The organism is Stenotrophomonas sp. YJH_SMC_43, assembly GCF_059372535.1.
The window spans coordinates 149913-169281 of the sequence record NZ_JCAFVQ010000003.1; the positions used below are offsets into that span (position 1 = coordinate 149913).

At 67.5% G+C, this 19369-nt stretch carries 16 protein-coding genes; 7 read left to right on the forward strand and 9 right to left on the reverse strand.

Annotated elements, in window-relative coordinates:
- Positions 1-78: 78 nt before the first annotated feature.
- Genes AC5QAH_RS12920 through AC5QAH_RS12930 form a run of 3 tightly spaced genes read left to right on the forward strand, consistent with a single transcriptional unit; the run spans position 79 to position 3482 of the window.
- Complete coding sequence (locus AC5QAH_RS12920; RefSeq protein WP_010481470.1) at positions 79-873, forward strand: thiazole synthase; 795 nt, start codon at positions 79-81, stop codon at positions 871-873.
- Positions 873-1607: a tRNA (guanosine(46)-N7)-methyltransferase TrmB gene (trmB, locus tag AC5QAH_RS12925; protein WP_010481468.1), complete on the forward strand. Its 735-nt coding sequence runs from the start codon at positions 873-875 to the stop codon at positions 1605-1607. Before AC5QAH_RS12920 ends, trmB begins: the two co-directional genes overlap by 1 nt.
- Positions 1608-1634: 27 nt before the next feature.
- Entirely contained in the window at positions 1635-3482 is a 1848-nt protein-coding gene (locus AC5QAH_RS12930) for an SLC13 family permease (protein ID WP_010481466.1), read from the forward strand.
- 337 nt (positions 3483-3819) lie between these two features.
- Here AC5QAH_RS12930 and AC5QAH_RS12935 read toward each other — a convergent pair whose 3' ends face one another.
- Complete coding sequence (locus tag AC5QAH_RS12935; protein ID WP_010481464.1) at positions 3820-4155, reverse strand: Rieske (2Fe-2S) protein; 336 nt, start codon at positions 4153-4155, stop codon at positions 3820-3822.
- A gap of 178 nt (positions 4156-4333) precedes the next feature.
- Between AC5QAH_RS12935 and AC5QAH_RS12940 the strand changes: the two genes are divergently transcribed.
- The 4 genes from AC5QAH_RS12940 (at position 4334) to AC5QAH_RS12955 (ending at position 7529) form a co-directional block, all read left to right on the forward strand.
- Positions 4334-4615, forward strand: a complete 282-nt coding sequence (locus AC5QAH_RS12940) for a hypothetical protein (protein ID WP_010481462.1) — start codon at positions 4334-4336, stop codon at positions 4613-4615.
- 75 nt (positions 4616-4690) lie between these two features.
- On the forward strand, positions 4691-5407 hold the full coding sequence (locus tag AC5QAH_RS12945; RefSeq protein ID WP_019660190.1) for a fumarylacetoacetate hydrolase family protein: 717 nt from the start codon (positions 4691-4693) through the stop codon (positions 5405-5407).
- A gap of 55 nt (positions 5408-5462) precedes the next feature.
- Positions 5463-5867 carry a large-conductance mechanosensitive channel protein MscL gene (gene mscL / locus AC5QAH_RS12950; RefSeq protein ID WP_010481458.1) on the forward strand — a complete coding sequence of 135 codons (405 nt, stop codon included), beginning with the start codon at positions 5463-5465 and terminating at the stop codon, positions 5865-5867.
- A gap of 240 nt (positions 5868-6107) precedes the next feature.
- Positions 6108-7529 carry a M28 family peptidase gene (locus AC5QAH_RS12955; RefSeq protein ID WP_049454765.1) on the forward strand — a complete coding sequence of 474 codons (1422 nt, stop codon included), beginning with the start codon at positions 6108-6110 and terminating at the stop codon, positions 7527-7529.
- A gap of 100 nt (positions 7530-7629) precedes the next feature.
- Here AC5QAH_RS12955 and AC5QAH_RS12960 read toward each other — a convergent pair whose 3' ends face one another.
- The 8 genes from AC5QAH_RS12960 to AC5QAH_RS12995 form a co-directional block, all read right to left on the reverse strand.
- Positions 7630-8463, reverse strand: coding sequence for a TrmH family RNA methyltransferase (locus AC5QAH_RS12960; RefSeq protein ID WP_049454763.1), 834 nt, complete (start codon positions 8461-8463; stop codon positions 7630-7632).
- Positions 8456-9973, reverse strand: coding sequence for an alanine/glycine:cation symporter family protein (locus AC5QAH_RS12965; RefSeq protein ID WP_049454761.1), 1518 nt, complete (start codon positions 9971-9973; stop codon positions 8456-8458). The genes AC5QAH_RS12960 and AC5QAH_RS12965 overlap by 8 nt, the downstream gene beginning before the upstream one ends.
- Positions 9974-10153: 180 nt before the next feature.
- Positions 10154-10693, reverse strand: a complete 540-nt coding sequence (locus AC5QAH_RS12970) for a GNAT family N-acetyltransferase (RefSeq protein ID WP_029379754.1) — start codon at positions 10691-10693, stop codon at positions 10154-10156.
- Positions 10686-13811 (reverse strand): efflux RND transporter permease subunit, encoded by a 3126-nt coding sequence (locus AC5QAH_RS12975; protein WP_349744328.1) that lies wholly within the window; start codon positions 13809-13811, stop codon positions 10686-10688. Before AC5QAH_RS12975 ends, AC5QAH_RS12970 begins: the two co-directional genes overlap by 8 nt.
- A complete protein-coding gene (locus AC5QAH_RS12980) occupies positions 13808-14914 on the reverse strand; it encodes an efflux RND transporter periplasmic adaptor subunit (RefSeq protein WP_010481451.1) in 1107 nt (368 codons plus the stop codon). Before AC5QAH_RS12980 ends, AC5QAH_RS12975 begins: the two co-directional genes overlap by 4 nt.
- A 273-nt stretch (positions 14915-15187) precedes the next feature.
- Positions 15188-17251, reverse strand: a complete 2064-nt coding sequence (locus AC5QAH_RS12985) for a TonB-dependent copper receptor (protein WP_495232386.1) — start codon at positions 17249-17251, stop codon at positions 15188-15190.
- A gap of 71 nt (positions 17252-17322) precedes the next feature.
- Positions 17323-17754, reverse strand: a complete 432-nt coding sequence (locus AC5QAH_RS12990) for a DUF2946 domain-containing protein (protein ID WP_495232387.1) — start codon at positions 17752-17754, stop codon at positions 17323-17325.
- A gap of 582 nt (positions 17755-18336) precedes the next feature.
- Complete coding sequence (locus tag AC5QAH_RS12995; RefSeq protein ID WP_010481448.1) at positions 18337-19320, reverse strand: LysR family transcriptional regulator; 984 nt, start codon at positions 19318-19320, stop codon at positions 18337-18339.
- Positions 19321-19369 lie beyond the last annotated feature (49 nt).

Here is a 19369-nt window from a genome sequence, read left to right on the forward strand (position 1 = left end):
CCTGCGCGGGTTTGCCGGCCAGCGGCCGGCACGCCATTGCGTGATCCCATCTTCAGGCGGATAGGCGATAATCGCGCCATGAACGTTCATGTCTCCCCCGATTCGCTGGTGATCGCCGGCAAGACCTATGGCTCGCGGCTGCTCACCGGCACCGGCAAGTTCAAGGATCTGGAAGAAACCCGCCTGGCCACCGAGGCTGCAGGCGCCCAGATCGTCACCGTGGCCATCCGCCGCACCAACATCGGGCAGAACCCGGGCGAGCCCAACCTGCTCGACGTGCTGCCGCCGGAGCGCTACACCATCCTGCCCAACACCGCCGGCTGCTACACCGCCGAAGACGCGGTGCGTACCTGCCGGCTGGCACGTGAGCTGCTGGACGGCCACAACCTGACCAAGCTGGAAGTGCTGGGCGACCAGAAGTCGCTGTACCCGGACGTGGTGCAGACCCTCAAGGCCGCCGAACAGCTGGTCAAGGACGGCTTCGAGGTGATGGTCTACACCTCCGACGACCCGATCCTGGCCAAGCGCCTGGAAGAGATCGGCTGCGCTGCGGTGATGCCGCTGGCCGCACCGATCGGTTCGGGCCTGGGCATCCAGAACAAGTACAACCTGCTGCAGATCATCGAAGACGCCAAGGTGCCGATCATCGTCGACGCCGGCGTGGGCACCGCCTCGGACGCGGCAATCGCGATGGAGCTGGGCTGCGACGGCGTGCTGATGAACACCGCCATTGCCGGTGCACGCAGCCCCGTGCTGATGGCCAGTGCGATGCGCAAGGCGGTCGAGGCCGGCCGCGAGGCGTTCCTGGCCGGGCGCATCCCGCGCAAGCGCTACGCCAGCGCCTCCTCTCCGGTGGATGGGCTGATCGGCTGATGACCAATCCTTTCGACAGCGCCGGTTCCAAGGCTCCGCCCAAGCCCTTCACCGTCAGCGAAGGCCGCCGCGAGGTGCGCAGCTTCGTGCTGCGCCAGGGTCGCTTCACCCCCGCCCAGCAGCGCGCGTTCGACGAACGCTGGCCGCGCTTCGGCATCGATTACAACGGCCAGCCGCGTGACCTGGACGCCACCTTCGGCCGCCCGGCGCACAAGGTGCTGGAAATCGGCTTCGGCAACGGTGCCGCGCTGCGCTTTGCCGCCCAGCACGACCCCTCGCGCGACTACATCGGCATCGAAGTGCACGCGCCCGGCGTGGGTCGCCTGCTGAACGCGCTGGCCGACGACAACGCCGACCACGTGCGCCTGTACCACCACGATGCGGTGGAAGTGCTGCAGAACGAGATCGCCGATGGCGCGCTGGATGAAGTGCGCATCTACTTCCCGGACCCGTGGCACAAGAAGCGCCACAACAAACGCCGCCTGCTGCAGCCGGCGTTCGCCGAGCTGCTGGTGCGCAAGCTGCGCCCGGGTGGCCGCCTGCACTGCGCCACCGACTGGGAAGACTACGCCGAGCAGATGTGGGACGTGCTCGATGCCACCGCCGGCCTGGTCAACCGCGCCGGCCCGCGTGGCAGCGTGCCGCGCCCGGACTGGCGCCCGCAGACGCACTTCGAGACCCGCGGCCAGAAGCTCGGCCACGGCGTCTGGGACCTGCTGTACGACCGCACCTGACGATCGCCTGAGGACGCCGCGCCCCACATGGATACCGCGCTGACGCTGACCAACGACATGAAGCTCGTGCTCGGGCTGGTCGGCTTCACGATGGCGATGTTCCTGTTCGAGCGCATCCGCGCCGACGTGGTCGCGCTGGTGGTGCTGGTGGTGCTGGGTGTCACCGGCCTGATCGCGCCGGAGGAAATCTTCGGCGGTTTCTCCGGTAACGCGGTGATGAGCATCATCGCCACCACCATCCTCGGTGCGGGCCTGGACCGCACCGGGGCGCTGAACCGGCTGGCGGCCTGGCTGCTGCGGCGCGGCCATGGCGTCGAGCAGCGCTTGCTGATGATGACCACGGCCATCGCCGGCCTGAACTCGTCCTTCATGCAGAACCCGTCGGTGATGGCGCTGTACCTGCCGGTCGCCTCGCGACTGGCAGCACGCACCGGCCTGACCCTGCAGCGCCTGCTGCTGCCGATCTCGGCGGCGATCGTGATGGGCGGCGCGCTGACCATGGTCGGCAACTCGCCGCTGATCCTGCTGAACGATCTGCTGGCCTCGGCCAACAACAACCTGCCCTCCGGCCTGGCCACCATCGAGCCGCTGCGCATGTTCGCACCGCTGCCGATCGGCGTGGCCCTGCTGATCGCCTCGCTGCTGTATTTCCGCTACTACGGCGACCGCAAGCTGATCGAGGAAGAGAACCTGGTCAACGACGGGGTCACGCCCGCACGCACCGAGAGCTACTTCGCCAAGACCTACGGCATCGAAGGCGATGTGTTCGAGCTGGTGGTCAGTGCCGAAAGCCCGCTGGTGGGCATGACCCTGGGCGAGGCCGAGAACCTGCACGATGCCCCGCTGCTGCTGGCCCTGAAAACCGGCAACGACACCCGCCTGGCGCCGCCAGCGGAAATGCGCATCTGGGTCGGCAGCGTGCTCGGTGCGATGGGCCCGCGCGAGCAGATCAACGATTTCGCGCAGAACCAGTTCCTGCGCATGTCTTCGCGCCTGAAGCACCTGGGCGACCTGTTCAACCCGAGCCGTGCCGGTATTTCCGAGGCGGTGGTGCCGCCGACCTCCAACGTGATCGGCAAGAGCGCCGCCGACCTGCGCCTGCGCAAGGAGCGCGGCATCAGCCTGCTGGCGATCAACCGCGACAAGCAGGTGATCCGCGAGGACGTGCGCGACGTACAGCTGCGCGCCGGCGACATGCTGGTCTTCCACAGCATCTGGACCGATCTGGCGCAGGCCGCGCGCAGCCGTGACTTCGTGGTGGTGACCGACTACCCGACCGGCGAGCAGCGCCCGCACAAGTTCAAGATCGCGATGGCGATCTTCGCGCTGACCATCCTGATCGCGCTGACCAGCAAGCTGCCGGTGGCGCTGACGCTGATGACCGGTGTGGCCGGCATGCTGCTGACCGGCGTGCTGCGCATGGACGAGGCCTATGCCTCGATCAACTGGAAGACGGTGTTCATGATGGCCGGGCTGATTCCACTCGGCTGGGCAATGGATTCCAGTGGTGCGGCGGCATGGGTGGCCGGCCATACCATCGACAAGCTGCCGACCGGCATCCCTGTGTGGGTGCTGGAGGTGGCGCTGGCGCTGCTGACCACGGCGTTCTCGCTGGTGATCAGCCATGTGGGCGCAACCATCGTGATGGTGCCCATTGCGGTGAACCTGGCACTGGCGGCGGGTGGCAACCCGACGGCGTTCGCGCTGATCGTGGCGCTGTCGGCGTCCAACAACCTGATGACGGCCTCCAACCCGGTGATTTCGATGATCACCGGTCCGGCCAACTACACCCCGCGCGAAATGTGGCGGGTCGGCGGACCGTTGTCGCTGATCTACACCTGTGTGGTGGTGTTGATGATCAACCTGATGTTCTGAGGGTTGGGTTTGTTGGCAGGGCTGCGCCCTGCACCCGCCGAAGCCGAAGCAACAGCAACAGCAACAGCAACAGCGTGCATTCCGTGGGATGGCGGGGTGGGTCCGGTTGCGGGGGACGCTGCAAGTACGTCCCTGTAAGCTCGGTCGCCGCATCCATGCGGCTCACGCCCCCGCAACCGGACCCACCCCGCCTTCGACAGTTTTCCGCGAGCTGTCGGCGTTCTGCTCTGGTGGGTGTCGACCTTGGTCGACACGGTGGATCCAAGCCATGCGTGGATGAATCTCTGGATCCCCATTGATCCTGTGAGTGCGAACCTTGGTTCGCGCACCGGTTACATCAGGCCAGGTAAACCTGCCCGTCGCGCACGTCCACCGGTACGGCGCGCAGGCGGTCGCCCTTGCACGGGCCGGCAATGCAGTCGCCGCTGTCCAGCGCGAACGAGGCGCCATGCGCGGCGCACACCAGGTGGCCTTCGCGGCTCTTCAGGAACTGGCCCGGGGCCCAGTCCAGGCGTCGGCCGGCGTGCGGGCAGATGTTCAGGAAGGCACGCACCTGCGCGCCGTCGCGGTACAGCACCAGCGATTCGGCATCGCCATCCACCACCGCTTCGACCTCGGCAAACGCGCCATCGGCAATGGCATCAAGGGCGATCAGGGAAGCAGCGGCAGTCATGGCGAAGGCTCGGACAGTAAACCCGCATTGTCGCATGCCCACTCAGGTGACTGGCTGCGACATGAACACAAGTCATTGATCCGTAATAAGCACAGGCTATATTTAACGAGTTTTTCACTCAATGACAGTGGCGCGTCCCGATACTCTGTTTTCGCTGATCCCAGCCTATCGAGCCGCCATGTTCAATCGCGCATCCGCCTTCAACCAGTTCCGCACCCTGTTCGCGCCGCGCAAGCCGCGTCACCCGCTGGTGCGCGTTGCCGTGGGCCTGCTTGGCCTGGCGATCCTGGCCGCGATGGTGTTCATCGGCGTGTTTGTTGGTGCGGCGATGATCATGGTCGGCCTGGCGTGGAAGCTGCTGGCCTCGCGCAAGCCGGGTGCCGCGCGTCCGGTCGACCCGACCGTGGTCGAGGGCGAGTACCGCGTGGTGCGCAAGCCGGTGTTGCCGGTCTCGCGCTGACTTACGCCATCCGCGCCCGCTGACGGCGGGCGCCATGCGTTCTAGACTGCGGGCACGCCCTTCCTGGATGCCCGCATGTCCGACGTCTCCGATGTGATCCCTGCCGTAGCCCTGCCGCGTGTGCCGGTAGCCGGTGGCGGCAGTTTCCCCGTGCACCGCATCTACTGCGTCGGCCGCAACTTCGCCGACCACGCCCGCGAAATGGGCGCAGCGGTGCCGGCGGCCGATGATCGCGGCCGCCCGATGTTCTTCAGCAAGCCGGCCGATGCGATCGTGGTCGGCCACGACGATGCCATCCCCTACCCGCCGGCGACTGCCAACCTGCACCACGAAGTGGAACTGGTGGTGGCGATCGGCCGCGATGCACCTGCCGGTGAGCTGGCCGTGGCCGATGCCGACGCACTGGTCTACGGCTACGCCGTGGGCCTGGACCTGACCCGCCGCGACCTGCAGGCCGCCGCCAAGGACAAGGGCCACCCGTGGGACGCCGCCAAGGGCTTCGATGCCTCCGCGCCGATCAGCGAAATCGTCCACGCCGAGGAAGTGGGCGACTTGGCCGCGCTGAACCTGTCGCTGGAGGTCAACGGCGAGGTGCGCCAGCAGGCGCTGCTGGACCAGATGATCTGGAATGTGCCGGAGATCCTGCACGAGCTGTCCAAGCTGTGGCAGCTGCGTGCCGGCGACCTGGTGTTCATGGGCACCCCGTCCGGTGTGGCCGCACTGAAGCCCGGCGACCGCTTCAGTGCCCGCCTGGAAAACGTGGCCGAGCGCCACGGTGTGATCGCCGGCTGACATCACCTGCGCTACCCTGCGCGCTGTCCACTTCCCCCACCGGAGAAAAACAACAATGGGAATGCTCACCGAGTTCAAGGAATTCGCGATGCGCGGCAACGTCATCGACCTCGCCGTCGGCGTGGTGATCGGCGCGGCCTTCGGCAAGATCGTGACGGCGCTGGTCGAGAAGATCATCATGCCGCCGCTGGGCATGCTGATCGGCAAGGTGGATTTCTCGCAGCTGGCGTGGACGTTGTCGCCGGCCCGCATCGGGCCGGACGGCAAGGAGATTCCGGCGGTGGTGATCGGCTACGGCGACTTCATCAATACGCTGATCCAGTTCGTGATCGTGGCCTTCGCCATTTTCCTGGTGATCAAGGTGATCAACCGCCTGTCGCGCAAGAAGGAAGCGGCACCGGCAGCGCCGGCCGAGGAAGTGGTGCTGCTGCGGGAGATCCGCGACAGCCTGAAGAAATAAGGGCACCGGGCGCCATCGGCGCCCCTCCCACCTGTAGAGCCGAGCCCACGCTCGGCTGATCTGCAAGGCAGCCGAGCATGGGCTCGGCTCTACAGAAGCAGGCGAAAGCCCCGCTCCGGCGGGGCTTTCGCTTTGCCGGACGTGGCGGAAAACAGCGTTCGCGCCAGCCATGACCTCCCGCCCATGCGCGGGCCTGAACGACTGTTAAGCTCCAAGGCTTGGTCCCTTCCGGAGTTGCCCATGCGTCGCCGCGTCCTTGCCATCGCATCGTCCCTTGCCCTGCTGGCCGCTCCGGCCTTTGCGGCACCGCACACCACCACCCTGCCCCCGGCCTCGCTGGCCACGGCCGCGCAGCTGCGCGACCAGGCGCTGGCCGACGACACCGGCTGGAAGGTAGTCGAATCGCTTACCACCGAAATCGGTCCGCGCATTGCCGGCAGCGAAGCCGACGCCCGTGCGGTGGCCTGGGCCGAAGCCAAGTTCAAGGCGCTGGGCTTCGACAAGGTGTGGAAAGAACCGGTGACCTTCCCGAAGTGGGAGCGCCGCAGTGAACACGCCGCTGTGACCGGCAGGAACCCGCAGCCGCTGCAGATCACCGCACTGGGCGGCAGCCCGGGCGGCACGGTGGAAGCGGAAGTGGTGCGCTTCGCCGACCTGGCCGCACTGCAGGCCGCACCGGCCGGTTCGCTGAAGGGCAAGATTGCCTTCGTCGATTACCAGATGCTGCCGTTCCGCGATGGCCGCGACTATGGCCGTGGCGGCGCGATCCGCAGCAAGGGCCCGTCCGAAGCGATCCGCAAGGGCGCAGTCGGTTTCCTGATGCGCTCGGCCGGTACCGACTCGCACCGCGTGCCGCACACCGGCATCACCCGTTTCGATGACGGCCTGACGCCGGTGCCGTCGGCGGCGCTGTCGGTGCCCGATGCCGACCAGCTGGCGCGCCTGCTGGCCCGTGGCAGCACTACGGTGAAGGTCGCGCTGGACTGCGGCTGGGATGGCACCGCCACCTCGTACAACGTGATCGGTGAGATCACTGGCCGCAGCCTGCCAAAGGAAGTGGTGGTGATCGGTGGTCACCTGGATTCATGGGACCTGGGCACCGGCGCGGTGGATGACGGCGCGGGCGTGGGCATCACCATGGCCGCGGGCCACCTGATCGGCCTGCTCAAGCAGGCACCGAAGCGCACCATCCGCGTGATCGCCTTCGCCAACGAAGAACAGGGCCTGTACGGCGGCAAGGCCTACGCCGAAGCGCACGCCAAGGACGTGGCCCTGCACCAGCTGGCTGCGGAGAGCGACTTCGGCGCCGGCCGCATCTACGCCTTCAATACCGGTTCGCCGAACCCGGAAGGCTCGCGCGAAGCGACGAAGCAGATTGCCGAGGTGATGAAGCCGCTGGGCATCGAGTACCAGGCCGACAAGGGTGGCCCGGGCCCGGACGTCGGCCCGTTGGCCGCCAAGGGCGGCGCGTGGGCTTGGCTGGCGCAGGATGGCTCGGACTACTTCCACCTGCACCACACCGCCGACGACACGCTGGACAAGATCGATCCGAAGGCGCTGGCGCAGAACGTGGCTGCGTATACCGTGTTCGCGTACCTGGCGGCGGAGGCTGATGGCAACTTCGGCAGCGAAGCCAAGGCGACCACGCCACCGAACGAGTGATGCGGTAGCGCCGGGCCATGCCCGGCGAGCGCAGTGGCGGGAGCGGTGCGAACCAAGGTTCGCACCCACCAAGGTAGATTTCGCACCCACCGGGCGCCACTCAGCTGCGGCGGTTTGCCCACTGTGCCAGCAAAACCGCCGTGGCCGAGGCCACGTTGAGGCTTTCCACCGCACCACTGCCGGGAATCGAGACCTGCAGATCGCACTGGCTCGCCAGGCCACGGTCCATGCCTTCGCCTTCGGCGCCCATCACGTACACAAGCCGTTCCGGCAGGGACGCACGGAACACGTCGTCGCCACCATCAACGAGGGTCGCGGCCAGCCCGAAGCCGGCCGCACGCAGCTGTGCCATCGCCTCCGCGGTCTCCGGCAGCTGCACCAGCGGCACCGATTCCGCACCACCTTCTGCCACGCGTGCAGCAGCACCGGACAGCGCCAGCGTGCTGCCGGCCGGCAGCAGCAGCGCCTTGACCCCGAAGTGTGCGGCCGAGCGCAGGATCGCGCCGAAGTTGTGCGGGTTGCCGACACCATCCAGCCACAACGCCAGCGCCGGACCTTCGCCCAGATCCGCCAGCCACTGCGCCAGCGGCACGACCGGCGCGCGCAGCACGTCGGCCACCAGGCCTTCGTGGTGCGTGGTAGCGGCCAGCTTGTTGAGATCGCCCTCTTCCACCACGCGATAGCCCACGCGGTTGGCCACGCACCACTTCAGCACCGGCTGCATGCGCGGAATCAGCGCGTCCACCAGGTACAGCTTGCGCAGCGCCTGCGGGCGCTTGGCGAACAGGGCCTGCACGGCGTTCCAGCCATACAGGCGCAGTTCGTCGTTGCCACGCCCCGGCGGTGGCGGGGTGCCGCCCTCACGCGGTGGCAGCGGGGTGGCCCGCGGCGGTCGCGACGACGGGCGGCGGGCGTTCTTCCAGGGATCATTCACTACGGGACAACTCCAGCTTGCGTTGACGCCAGAAATCGGCGTTCTTGATGCCCAGGGCATCGGGGTCGAAGATCGGATCGAGGCCGAGCTTCTTCTGTCGTTCGTAATCACGCAGGGCCAGCATGGCCGGCTTCTGGATGATGAGGATGGCAATGATGTTCAGCCAGGCCATCAGGCCCACGCCGATGTCACCCAGCGCCCAGGCCAGGGTGGCGTTATGGAACGCGCCGAACACCACCATGCCGATGATGCCCAGGCGCAGCAGCAGCACGGTCAGCGGGCGCTTCTTGTTGTGGTTCACATAGCTGAGGTTGGTCTCGGCCATGTAGTAGTACGCCATGATGGTGGTGAAGGCGAAGAAGAAGATGGCGATGGACACGAACGCCGAGCCCCAGCCCGGCAGCACTGCTTCCACACCGGCCTGCGCGTAACCCGCGCCTTCCGGGATGCCGGCCAGGCCCTGGAAGATCGGCGCGGCGCCGGCCACAGGCGAGTACACGTTGTAGGTGCCACTGGCCAGGATCAGGAACGCGGTGGCGGTGCACACCATCATGGTGTCGAAGTAGATGGCGAAGGCCTGCACGTAGCCCTGCTTGGCCGGGTGCGAGACTTCCGAGGCGGCTGCAGCATGCGGGCCCGAGCCCTGGCCGGCTTCGTTGGCGTAGATGCCGCGCTTGATGCCCCACTCCACTGCCAGGCCCATCATCGCGCCGAACGCGGCGTGGGTGCCGAAGGCGCTCTTGAAGATGATGCCGAACATTTCCGGCACGCGGTCGTAGTTGATGATCATGATGACGATGGCCATCAGGATGAAGCCGGCGGCCATGAACGGCACCACCACTTCGGCGAAGTTGGCGATGCGCTTGACGCCACCGAAGATCACCACGCCCAGCAGCAGCGCGACCACGATGCCGATGCCCAGCTTCAGCGCCTGCACCGACTCCATGCCGAAAGCCTGGCCATCGAGCGGACCGCACAGCGCGGTGCCACGGCAGGCGTTGATGATGCTGTCGGCGATGGCATTGGCCTGCACGCCCGGCATCAGGAAGCCGGCAGCGATGATCGTGGCGATGGCGAAGGCCAGCGCGTACCACTTCAGGCCCATGGCCTTTTCGATGTAATACGCCGGGCCACCGCGGTAGCGGCCTTCGGCGTCCTTGGTCTTGTAGATCTGCGCCAGGGTGCATTCCACATACGACGTGGACGCGCCGAGGAAGCCCATCACCCACATCCAGAAGATGGCACCGGGGCCGCCGAAGGCGATGGCGGTGGCCACGCCGGCGATGTTGCCGATGCCCATGCGGCCGGCCATCGACATGGCCAGGGCCTGGAACGAGGACACGCCGGCGTCGGATTTCTCACCCTTGACGGTGAGGCGGCACATCTCGACGAAACCACGGATCTGCATGAAGCGCGTGCGCAGGCTGAAAAACAGGCCGGCGGCCAGGCACATGAAGATCAGCGCCTTGCTCCAGATGATGCTGTTGATGAAATGTACGGTAGCTTCCACGCGCGCTCTCTCCAGTCGGCGGGTTGTAAGGACGTCCCGTCGGCTGGAGGGGACCGGTCGATTCTCCCTGATCGAAGGCCGCTGCGGTAGCGCTGTTTTGCAGGGCCAAGCCCATCCTCGGCCGCCGTCAGGGGCCCAAGCCGAGCATGGGATCGGCTCTACAGCGGCCAGCCCGCGTGTTCAGGGCAGCTGCGTGCGCACCCGGGCGAAGCGGCGCAGGTCGTGCAGCTCACCCCGCTTGTAGATCGCGCAGCGATCCACGCCCTCTTCCTGGAAGCCGTTCTTTTCCAGCACCCGTGCCGAGCCGAGGTTGAAGTCGACCACCCCGGCCTGCAGCCTGAACAGGCGCAGTTCGTCCATCACCCACGGCGCGAACAGGCCGACCACGCGGGTCATCAGGCCCTGGCCCCAGTAGGCCTGGCCCAGCCAGTAGCCAAGTTCAGCCATATGACCGCGCTCGGCCACGCCCTGCTGGGCGCCGACACTGCCGCAGGCCTGGCCGTCGATCTCGATGGCCAGGTTCAGGGTGCCGGGGGCCAGTACGCGGCCGGCGAGGAAGGCCTCGCCATCCTCGCGCGTGTACGGGTACGGGAAGCGATCACGCAGGCCCCGCGACACCTCGGCGTCGTTGGCATGGCGCAGCAGCGATTCCAGATCATCCGCGCGCCAGGGGCGCAGCTGGAAGCCATCGCCCCGCAGCAACGTGGTCGGATCAGGCATGGCCACCCACCGAGGGCGATTCCGCTTCCTGCTTCTCCAGCTCGCGTTTCACCGCTTCCGGCGAACGGGTGTACGGGGCCAGCCGCGCGTAGAACGCCGGCACCACGAACAGCGACAGGAAGGTCGAAAGGGTCACGCCGAAGATGATCACGATGCCGATCGTGCCACGGCTGGCCGAACCGGGGCCACCGGCCACCACCAGCGGGATCGCGCCGACCACGGTGGCGATCGAGGTCATCAGGATCGGGCGCAGGCGCACCATCGCCGATTCGATGATCGCCTCGCGCACGGTTCTTCCGTCGTCGCGCAGCTGGTTGGCGAATTCGACGATGAGGATGCCGTTCTTCGCGGCCAGGCCGACCAGCATGACGATGCCGATCTGGCTGAACAGGTTCACCGTGCCGCCACTCACCCACAGGCCGACCAGCGCACCGAGCACACCCAGCGGCACGGTCAGCATGATGGTGAGCGGGTGGATGAAGCTTTCGAACTGCGCGGCCAGCACCAGGTACACCACCAGCAGGGCCATCGCGAAGGTCAGCAGCACCGCGCCACCGGCGCTCTGGTACTCGCGCGATTCGCCCTTCCAGTTCACCTGCGCGTACTGCGGCAGCTCTTCGCGGGCCACGTTCTGCGCCCAGGCAATGGCCTCGCCCAGCGGATAGCCCGGCGCCAGGCCGGCGGTGATGGTGATCGAGCGCAGGCGGTTGAAGCGGTTCAGGGTGCCGGCCTCGGCCACTTCGCTCAGCGTGACCAGGTTGGACAGCGGCACCAGCTCACCGGAGGTGGCACGCACGCGGATCGCGGCCAGGTCGGCCGGGCTGGCGCGTCCATCGCGACCGGCCTGCACGAGCACGTCGTACTCCTCGCCGTTGTCGACGAAGGTGGTGACGCGGCGCGAACCCATCATGGTTTCCAGCGCCGATCCGATCGCGGTGACCGGCACGCCGAGGTCGGCCGCGCGCTGGCGGTCGATGTTGACCCGCATCTGCGGCCGCGTTTCCTTGTAGTCCGAGTCCGGACCGACCAGGCCGGGATTGTCGGCCATGCGCAGCAGGATGCGGTCGCGCCACTGCGCGATCTCGGCGTACTCCGGCCCGCCCAGCACGATCTGGAACGGCTGCCCGCCGCTGCGCACCAGGCCACCACCGACCTGGGTACGCACGCGCACGCCGCGGATGGTGTCCAGTTCCTTCTGCAGCTCATTGGCCACATCCGGCGTGCCCTCGCTACGCTGGCGCCACGGCTGCAGGAAGATGCTGACGCGGCCGGTGTGCATTTCCTCGCTGGCGCCCCAGCCGCCCGGCACGCGCGGGTTGGCACGCACGATGGGTTTGTCCGGGCCGACATGCGGTGCCAGCATCGCTTCCACCTGCTGCACCTGCTGCACGGTGTAGTCGTAGCCGGCGCCCTCCGGGCCGTCGATCATGATCTGGAACGAACCGCGGTCTTCGGCTGGCGCCAGCTCCGACGGCAGCAGCTTGAGCAGGCCCCAGCTGGCAGCCAGTGCGGCCACCATCACCAGCAGGTAGATCCAGGTGCGGTCGACATGGTGGTCGAGCACGCGGCCATAGCCCGAGGCCAGGCGCTCCAGATTGCGGTTGATGAAGCCATGCAGGCCACGTGGTGCCTGCCCGGTGTGCGGCTTGAGCAGCTTGGACGCCATCATCGGCGTCAGCGTCAGCGCTACGAATGCGGACAGCGCCACCGCCGCCGCCAGCGCCACCGCCAGTTCGCGGAACAGGCGCCCGGTATTGCCTTCCAGGAAACCGACCGGCAGGAACACCGCCACCAGCACGGCGGTGGTGGCGATCACCGCGAAGGCAACCTGCGTGGTACCGCGTTTGGAGGCCACCAGTGGGGGCTCGCCCAGGTCGATGCGGCGCTGCACGTTTTCCACCACCACGATCGCATCGTCCACCACCAGGCCGATGCACAGCACCAGTGCCAACAGGGTCAGCAGGTTGATCGAGAAGTCGAACGCATACAGTGCGATGAACGCAGCCACCAGGCAGACCGGCACGGTCACCGCCGGAATCAGTGCGGCACGGAAGCTGCCGAGGAACAGCCAGATCACCGCCAGCACCAGGATCATCGCCTCCACCAGCGTGGCGTAGACGCGGTCCACGGCGGCTTCGATGAAGGTGGTGTTGTCGAACGCAACAAAGATCTGCGTGCCCTTGGGCAGCGACAGCGCCACCCGCTCGGCTTCAGCGCGCGCGGTGCGCGCCACGTCCAGCGAGTTGGCGGTGGAGGTCTTGACGATACCCAGGCCGATGCCCGGCTCGCCGTTACTGCGGTAGTAGGCGCGGCGCTCGGCCGAGGCCAGTTCGATCTTCGCCACGTCGCCCATGCGCACCACATAGCCGTCGCGGCCCTTGCCCAGCGGGATGGTCGCGAAGTCTTCCGGCTTGATGTAGTTGCGCTCCACGCGCAGGGTGAAATCGCGGTCGGTCGACTCGATGCGGCCGGCCGGCAGTTCCACGTTCTCGTTGCGCAGCGCGGTTTCCACGTCGCCGGTGGTCAGCCCGCGCGCGGCCAGCTGGTCACGGTCCAGCCAGATGCGCATCGCGTAGCGCTGGCGGCCGCCGATGCGGACCTGGGCCACGCCGTCGAGGCTGGAGAAGCGATCGACCACGTAGCGGTCGGCGTAATCGCTCAGCTCCAGCGTGTCCATGGTCGAGGAGACCATGTTGAACCAGATGATCGGGTCGGCATCGCTTTCGACCTTGGCGATTTCCGGTGGCCGCGCTTCTTCCGGCATGCGATCGGCGACACGGCTGACCGCATCGCGCACGTCATTGGCCGCCGCTTCGATATCGCGGTTGGAAGTGAACTCGATGCTGACCTGCGAGCGGCCGTTGGTGCTGCGCGCATTGATCGTATCGATGCCTTCGATGCCAGCCAGTGCATCTTCCAGAACCTGGGTGATGCGGCTTTCGATGACCGCCGCCGAGGCGCCGGTGTAGTCCACCGACACCGACACGATCGGCGGATCGATGGCGGGCAGTTCGCGCAGGGTCAGGCGGGTGAAGGACATCACGCCCAGCACCAGCAACAGCAGGCTTATCACCACGGCGAACACCGGCCGCTGGATGGAGATGTCGGACAGCTTCATCCGCCGTGGCCCTCGGCCGCGACCGGCGCCGGCGCGTCAGCCGGCTTCGCACCGCTGGCCGGTGCCGCATCCTTGGCCGCGACCTTCAGGCCCGGGCGCAGCTTGCCGGTGCCATCGACCACGATGCGCTGGCCCGCTTCCAGGCCCTGCTTGATCTCGACCACGCCGGCACGGCGTGCGCCGGTGATCACGTCCACGCGCTCGACGCTGTCGTCGGCGGTGATGCGGTACACGAAGGTATCGCGACCGACCTGCACCACGGCGATTTCCGGAATCACCAGCGCCGGGCGCTCGGGGTGGAACAGGCGCACATCCAGCAGCATGCCCGGGCGCAGGGCATGGTCACCGTTGGCGAAGTCGGCGCGCACGGTCACCGCGCGGGTGGCCGGATCGATGCGTGCGTCGATGGTGCTGACCACGCCCTCGAAAGTACGGCCCGGCCACGCCACGCTGGTGGCACTGACCTTGTCACCGACGCCCAGCGCGGCCAGCTCCACTTCCGGCACCTGGAAATCGATATGCATGTGCTCGATGTCATCGAGCGTGGCGATCACCGTGGTCGGCGTCAGCAGCGTGCCCGGGCTGACCTGGCGGATGCCGAGCACACCGGCGAACGGCGCACGCACGCGACGGTCACCGATGTCCGACTGCATCTGCGCCACACGCGCCTCGGCGGCATCGCGGATCGACTTCTGCGTATCCAGCGTGGCGCTGGACACCAGCCGCTGCGCGGCCAGCTCGCGCTGGCGCTTGTACAGCTGGTCGGCCTCATGGAAGGTGGCCTGCGCCTGCACCAGCGCGGCCTCCTGGGCCTGCCCGCGCAGGGTTACGATCGGCGCACCGGCAGCAACATGCTGGCCGCTTTCGAAGTGCACCTTCTCGACGATCTCGCTGACCTTGGCGGTGACGCTGATGGATTCGCGCGCCTTGGCCGTACCCAGTGCCTGCAGCGTGTCGTTCCACTGCGTGGACTGCACGACCTGCGCGGTGACCGGCACCGCTTCTCCCTGCCGACGGGCGGCGGCCTCCTGTTTGCCCGCGCACCCGGCCAGCACGGCCAGGCAGAGGCCAAGGGCCAGGGTCGAAGCGATGCGAGCCAACATGAACGGTCCTGAGTGATCCACGGCCGCCGAGTGTAGGCAAGCGCCCACAGAAGCGATATGTGCCAAGCGTTTACCGGCGTGGAACCGGCGTCGCGATAGCGCCGTGAACCCGTTCCGTGCAAGGCTGGCAGCAGCGGTGTCGGCATGTGTCGAGGTGTATCCAGCCGTGCACCGCAGGCGTTGCCATCGTAGAGTCGAAGCTGCCCGGCAGAGGGCGTCGGGCGGGGACGGATCCTGGCGGGGATCCGGCCCCGGTTTTTTTCACCCGGCGGATCAGTACCGGTAGTTCACCTTCATCCACAGGCTGCGGCCCGGCTCGTTGATGCGCACCGGGTCGGCCGGGAAACCGAAGTCGGCGCTGCCGGCCAGGTTCAGGTGCTCGCTGTAGGCGCGGTCGAACAGGTTGTCGACGCCCGCACTGAGCTGCAGCTGCGAACTGAAGCGGTAGGCTGCGTTGAGCCCGAAGGTGGCGAAGCCGGCACTCGGCCCCAGGTCCTGCGCGACCACATTGCCCTGGCCATCGGCGACGCGATGCTGGTGGGTCACCGCGCGCAGCAGCGCACCGGCACTCCAGCGCTCGCCTTCCCAGTTCGCGCTCAGGCGTGCTTCCAGCGGTGGCATCTGCGGCAACGGACGCTGCTGGTCGCGGTTCTCGCCCCAGGCATAAGCCAGCGTGCCACCCAGCTTCCACTGCTCGGCCAGGCTCACTTCCAGCCCGGCTTCGGCACCGGCGATGCGCGCATCGACGTTGCGGGCCTGGCTCATGCCCATCATGCCGCTGCCGTGGTAGGTGAACAGGATGTAGTCCTGGATCTGCCCGGCGTACGCCGAAACCCACGCCTGCACGCGCGGCCCCTTGTACTGCAGGCCGACGTCGAGCTGGGTGGTGCGCTCGGGCTGCACGCCGGTGAACGCGTTCACTGCACCGGCCGGGCCATGGTTGGGCGAGAACAGCTCCCAGTAGTCGGGCATGCGCTCACTGTGACCGAGGCCGGCGTACCAGGTCAGGCCATCGGCCAGGTCCTGCTCGTAACGCAGAAAACCGCTGCCGAGCCATTCCTTGCGCGTCTGCCCTGCGCTTGGATTGGGCCGGTTGCCCATCATGCCGCGGATCGATTGCCGCTCATCGCGGGCGCTGGCACGGTCGATGCGCAGGCCACTGATCCAGCGCTGGTCGGTGCCGGCGCCCAGGGTCAACTCGGTGAACACGCCGTAGCGGCGGAAGTTGGCATCGGTCTCCCAGGCGGCCTGGCGGTAGGTGTCGCGGCCCATGCCCATGCGGCCACGATGGCGGCTGTCTTCGCCATCCACACCGGCCACCAGCTGCACGTCCTGCCAACGCCACTCGGAACTGACCCGGCCGCCCTGGGTACGGCGGTCCACGTTCGAGGCCATCGGCATCGGCATCATGCTGTGCGGGTTCGGCGTGCGCAGCGTGTAGTTGTCCATCACATGGTCGGCTTCGTTGTAGTACACGTTGGCCTGCAACGTATCCCACGCACCGGGCAGGTTGCGCTTCTCGAAGCGCGCGGCATAACTGGTGCGTTCGAACGCAGCACCGTCCATGCCGCGCCCGGCGTAGCGCGCAATGGCATCGCCGGCACCGGCGGAGATTTCCAGCAGCGTGTCGGCATCCGGCGTCCAGCCGATGGCCACGTCGCCATTCCACTTGCGCCACTTCGATGGCACCACATCACCGTGGCCGTCCTTGTAGTCATCGGCCTCGGAACGGTTGCCGCTGGCGCGCACGTAGCCGGTCGGATTGCCCAGGGTCAGGTCCAGCACCTGGTCATTGCGGTTGCGCGAACCGACCAGCGCACTGGCATCGGCACGCAGCCCCGGTTCCTCGAAGCGCGGCGTATCGCGCTCGAAGCGCACGGTGCCGGCCGAGGCACCCGCACCCCAGCGCACGCTCTGCGGCCCCTTGATGATGGTCAGCCGGTCGAAGCTCTCCGGCGCGATGTAGGACAGCGGATTGTCCATGCGCGACGGGCAGGCACCGATCAGGTTGCCGTCATTGCTGAGGATGTTCAGCCGCGAACCGAACATGCCGCGCAGCACCGGGTCACCGTTGGTGCCGCCGTTGCGGATGGCGGAGAAACCGGGGACGGTCTTCAGGTAATCGGCACCGTCGCTGGCCGGCACAGGCTGCCGCGGCAGGCGCGGATCGGTCACCCAGTGCAGCGGCGAGGACGGTGCGGCGGCGGTGACCACCATCGTGTCGAGGGTGCGTGCCTGCTCGGCAGGCGCAGCGTGGGCCAGTGACGCGGCCACGGCCAGGCCAAGGGCAACCGGCAGGCGCGCGCAGGCGCCCGCGGGGCGGGAAGTCATTTTCATCGGAACAGCTCCAAAGTACGCACGCGCGCACGGCGCCGGTCAGGCGTCGTGCGGCAGATTCGATAGGGACATCAGCGGACGATGGAGGAGCGTGGTGGTCCACGTGCGGCATGCGCCGGCCAGCGCAGTGCCGGCAGCACCTGTTGCGACCACGGGAACACCAGGCGCGGCCGCCACAGCAGCGCCAACTGCAGCACCAGCACCGCCAGCCACGGCAGCAGGCGCATGGCCAGCACGCAGTATTCGCAGACTTCGCCATGCATGGCGTGGGGGTCGGCTGGGCGGTTGGGTGCTGCCTGCGAAGCGCCATGCGGGTCGTGCCCGGCCATGGTCATGTCGTGCATGCCTTGGCCCATGGCGGCGTGGTCCATGCCCGCCATTGCGGCGTGGCCCATCTGCGGCGCCTGCAGCGCGCGGCTGACCAGCGGCGCAAGCACCATCAGCAGCGTCGCCAGGACGGCGAGCTGGAGCAGAAGGCGCTGCGGGCGGGACAGGCGGGTCACCGCGCTAGTGTAGAGGCGGGTCCAGGGTTGCCCGTGCGACGAACCGTCGCAGGAGGGGGTTCATCGGCAGGGCTGCGCCCTGCACCCGCCGAATCAACGTCAACGTCAACGTCAAAAGCGGGCAATCCGTGGGATGGCGGGGCGGGTCCGGTTGCGGGAGACGCCGTAAACCCATCCATGGGGGCTTGGCCGCGGCATCCATGCCCCGGACACTCCCGCAACCGGACCCATCCCGCCTTCGACAGATTTCTGCGATCTGTCGTAGATCCACGCTATGCGTGGATGAATCTCCATCGGAATCGAATATTTCGAATTGGAATCGAAAAGCATCCACGCATGGCGTGGATCTACCGTGTCGACCAAGGTCGACACCTACCAACAGCCATCGGAATCTGTCAGAGGTGGGGCGGTGTCGGAGTGCGGGGTGTCAGCCGCATGGATGCGGCTGCCAAGCCTACATGGACGTACTTGCGGCGTCCCCGCACTCCGACACCGCCCCGCCCCCCTGCGGATAGCCCGCTTTTGACGTTGACGTTGCTCCGGTTTGCAGCAGGTGCAGGGCGCAGCCCTGCTCGACCCACCTCACACCGTGATGGTCTGGGTCAATGACTCCCACGTCGGTGGCACCGGCCACGCCGCCGCCTGGTTGCCATCCAGCACCCGCCGCAGATCGCGCGGATCAATCTGCGGTGCCAGCACATGCACCAGCTCCAGCGCGTAATCACGCAGCACGCGGTCACGCGGCAGCACCGCCCAGGCAATGCACTCGCTGATGGGGTCCGGCGCCGGCCACGAGCGCAGGTCTTCATCGTTGGAACTGACCGCCATCTCAGCCAGCAGGCCTACGCCAAGACCCGTACGCACGTAGGTCTTGATCAGGTCCGCATCGAGCGCGGTCAGTGCCAGGTCGGGCACCAGCCCATTGGCGGCGAAGGCGCGTTGCAGCGACGAGTTCGGACGGGTCGAGGATTCGTAGCTGATCAATGGCTGGCGGGCCAGCGCGGCCAGGTCCGGGGCGCGGCCGGCGCGGTCCAGCGGGTGGCCCTTCGGCACCACCACCAGACGCCGCCAGCGGAACAGCGGCACCGCGATGCCATCGGTGGGCTCACCGCCGGCGGTGCTGATGATGGCGATATCCGCGTCACCCTGGTTCAAGCGGTCCAGCGCGTCGGCTTCGCCGGCCTGCTGCAGGTGCACGCTGACCTGCGGGTAGGCCTGCTTGATCGCTGCCACCGCCGGCGGCAGCACGAAGCGCGCCTGGGTGTGGGTGGTGGTCAGGATCAGCTGGCCCTGGCTCTCGCGGCGCTGGTTGGCCGCGTAGGTGCGGATGTTGTTGGCCTCGGCCAGCACCGCGCGGGCGCGGGCGATGACCTCGGTGCCGGCCGGGGTGACCGACTCCAGGCTGCGGCCCTTGCGCACGAACAACAGGAAGCCGAGCTCGTCTTCCAGCTGCTTGAGCTGCTTGGACAGGCCAGGCTGGGTGGCATGCACGCGCGAGGCGGCGAGCGTGATGTTCAGCTCGGCGTCGGCGATGGCAACCAGGTAGCGCAGCTGGGTCAGCGTCATGGGAGGCAGGCGGCGTGGGGCGGAAGTCCACTCTAGGGTCATTTGCCGT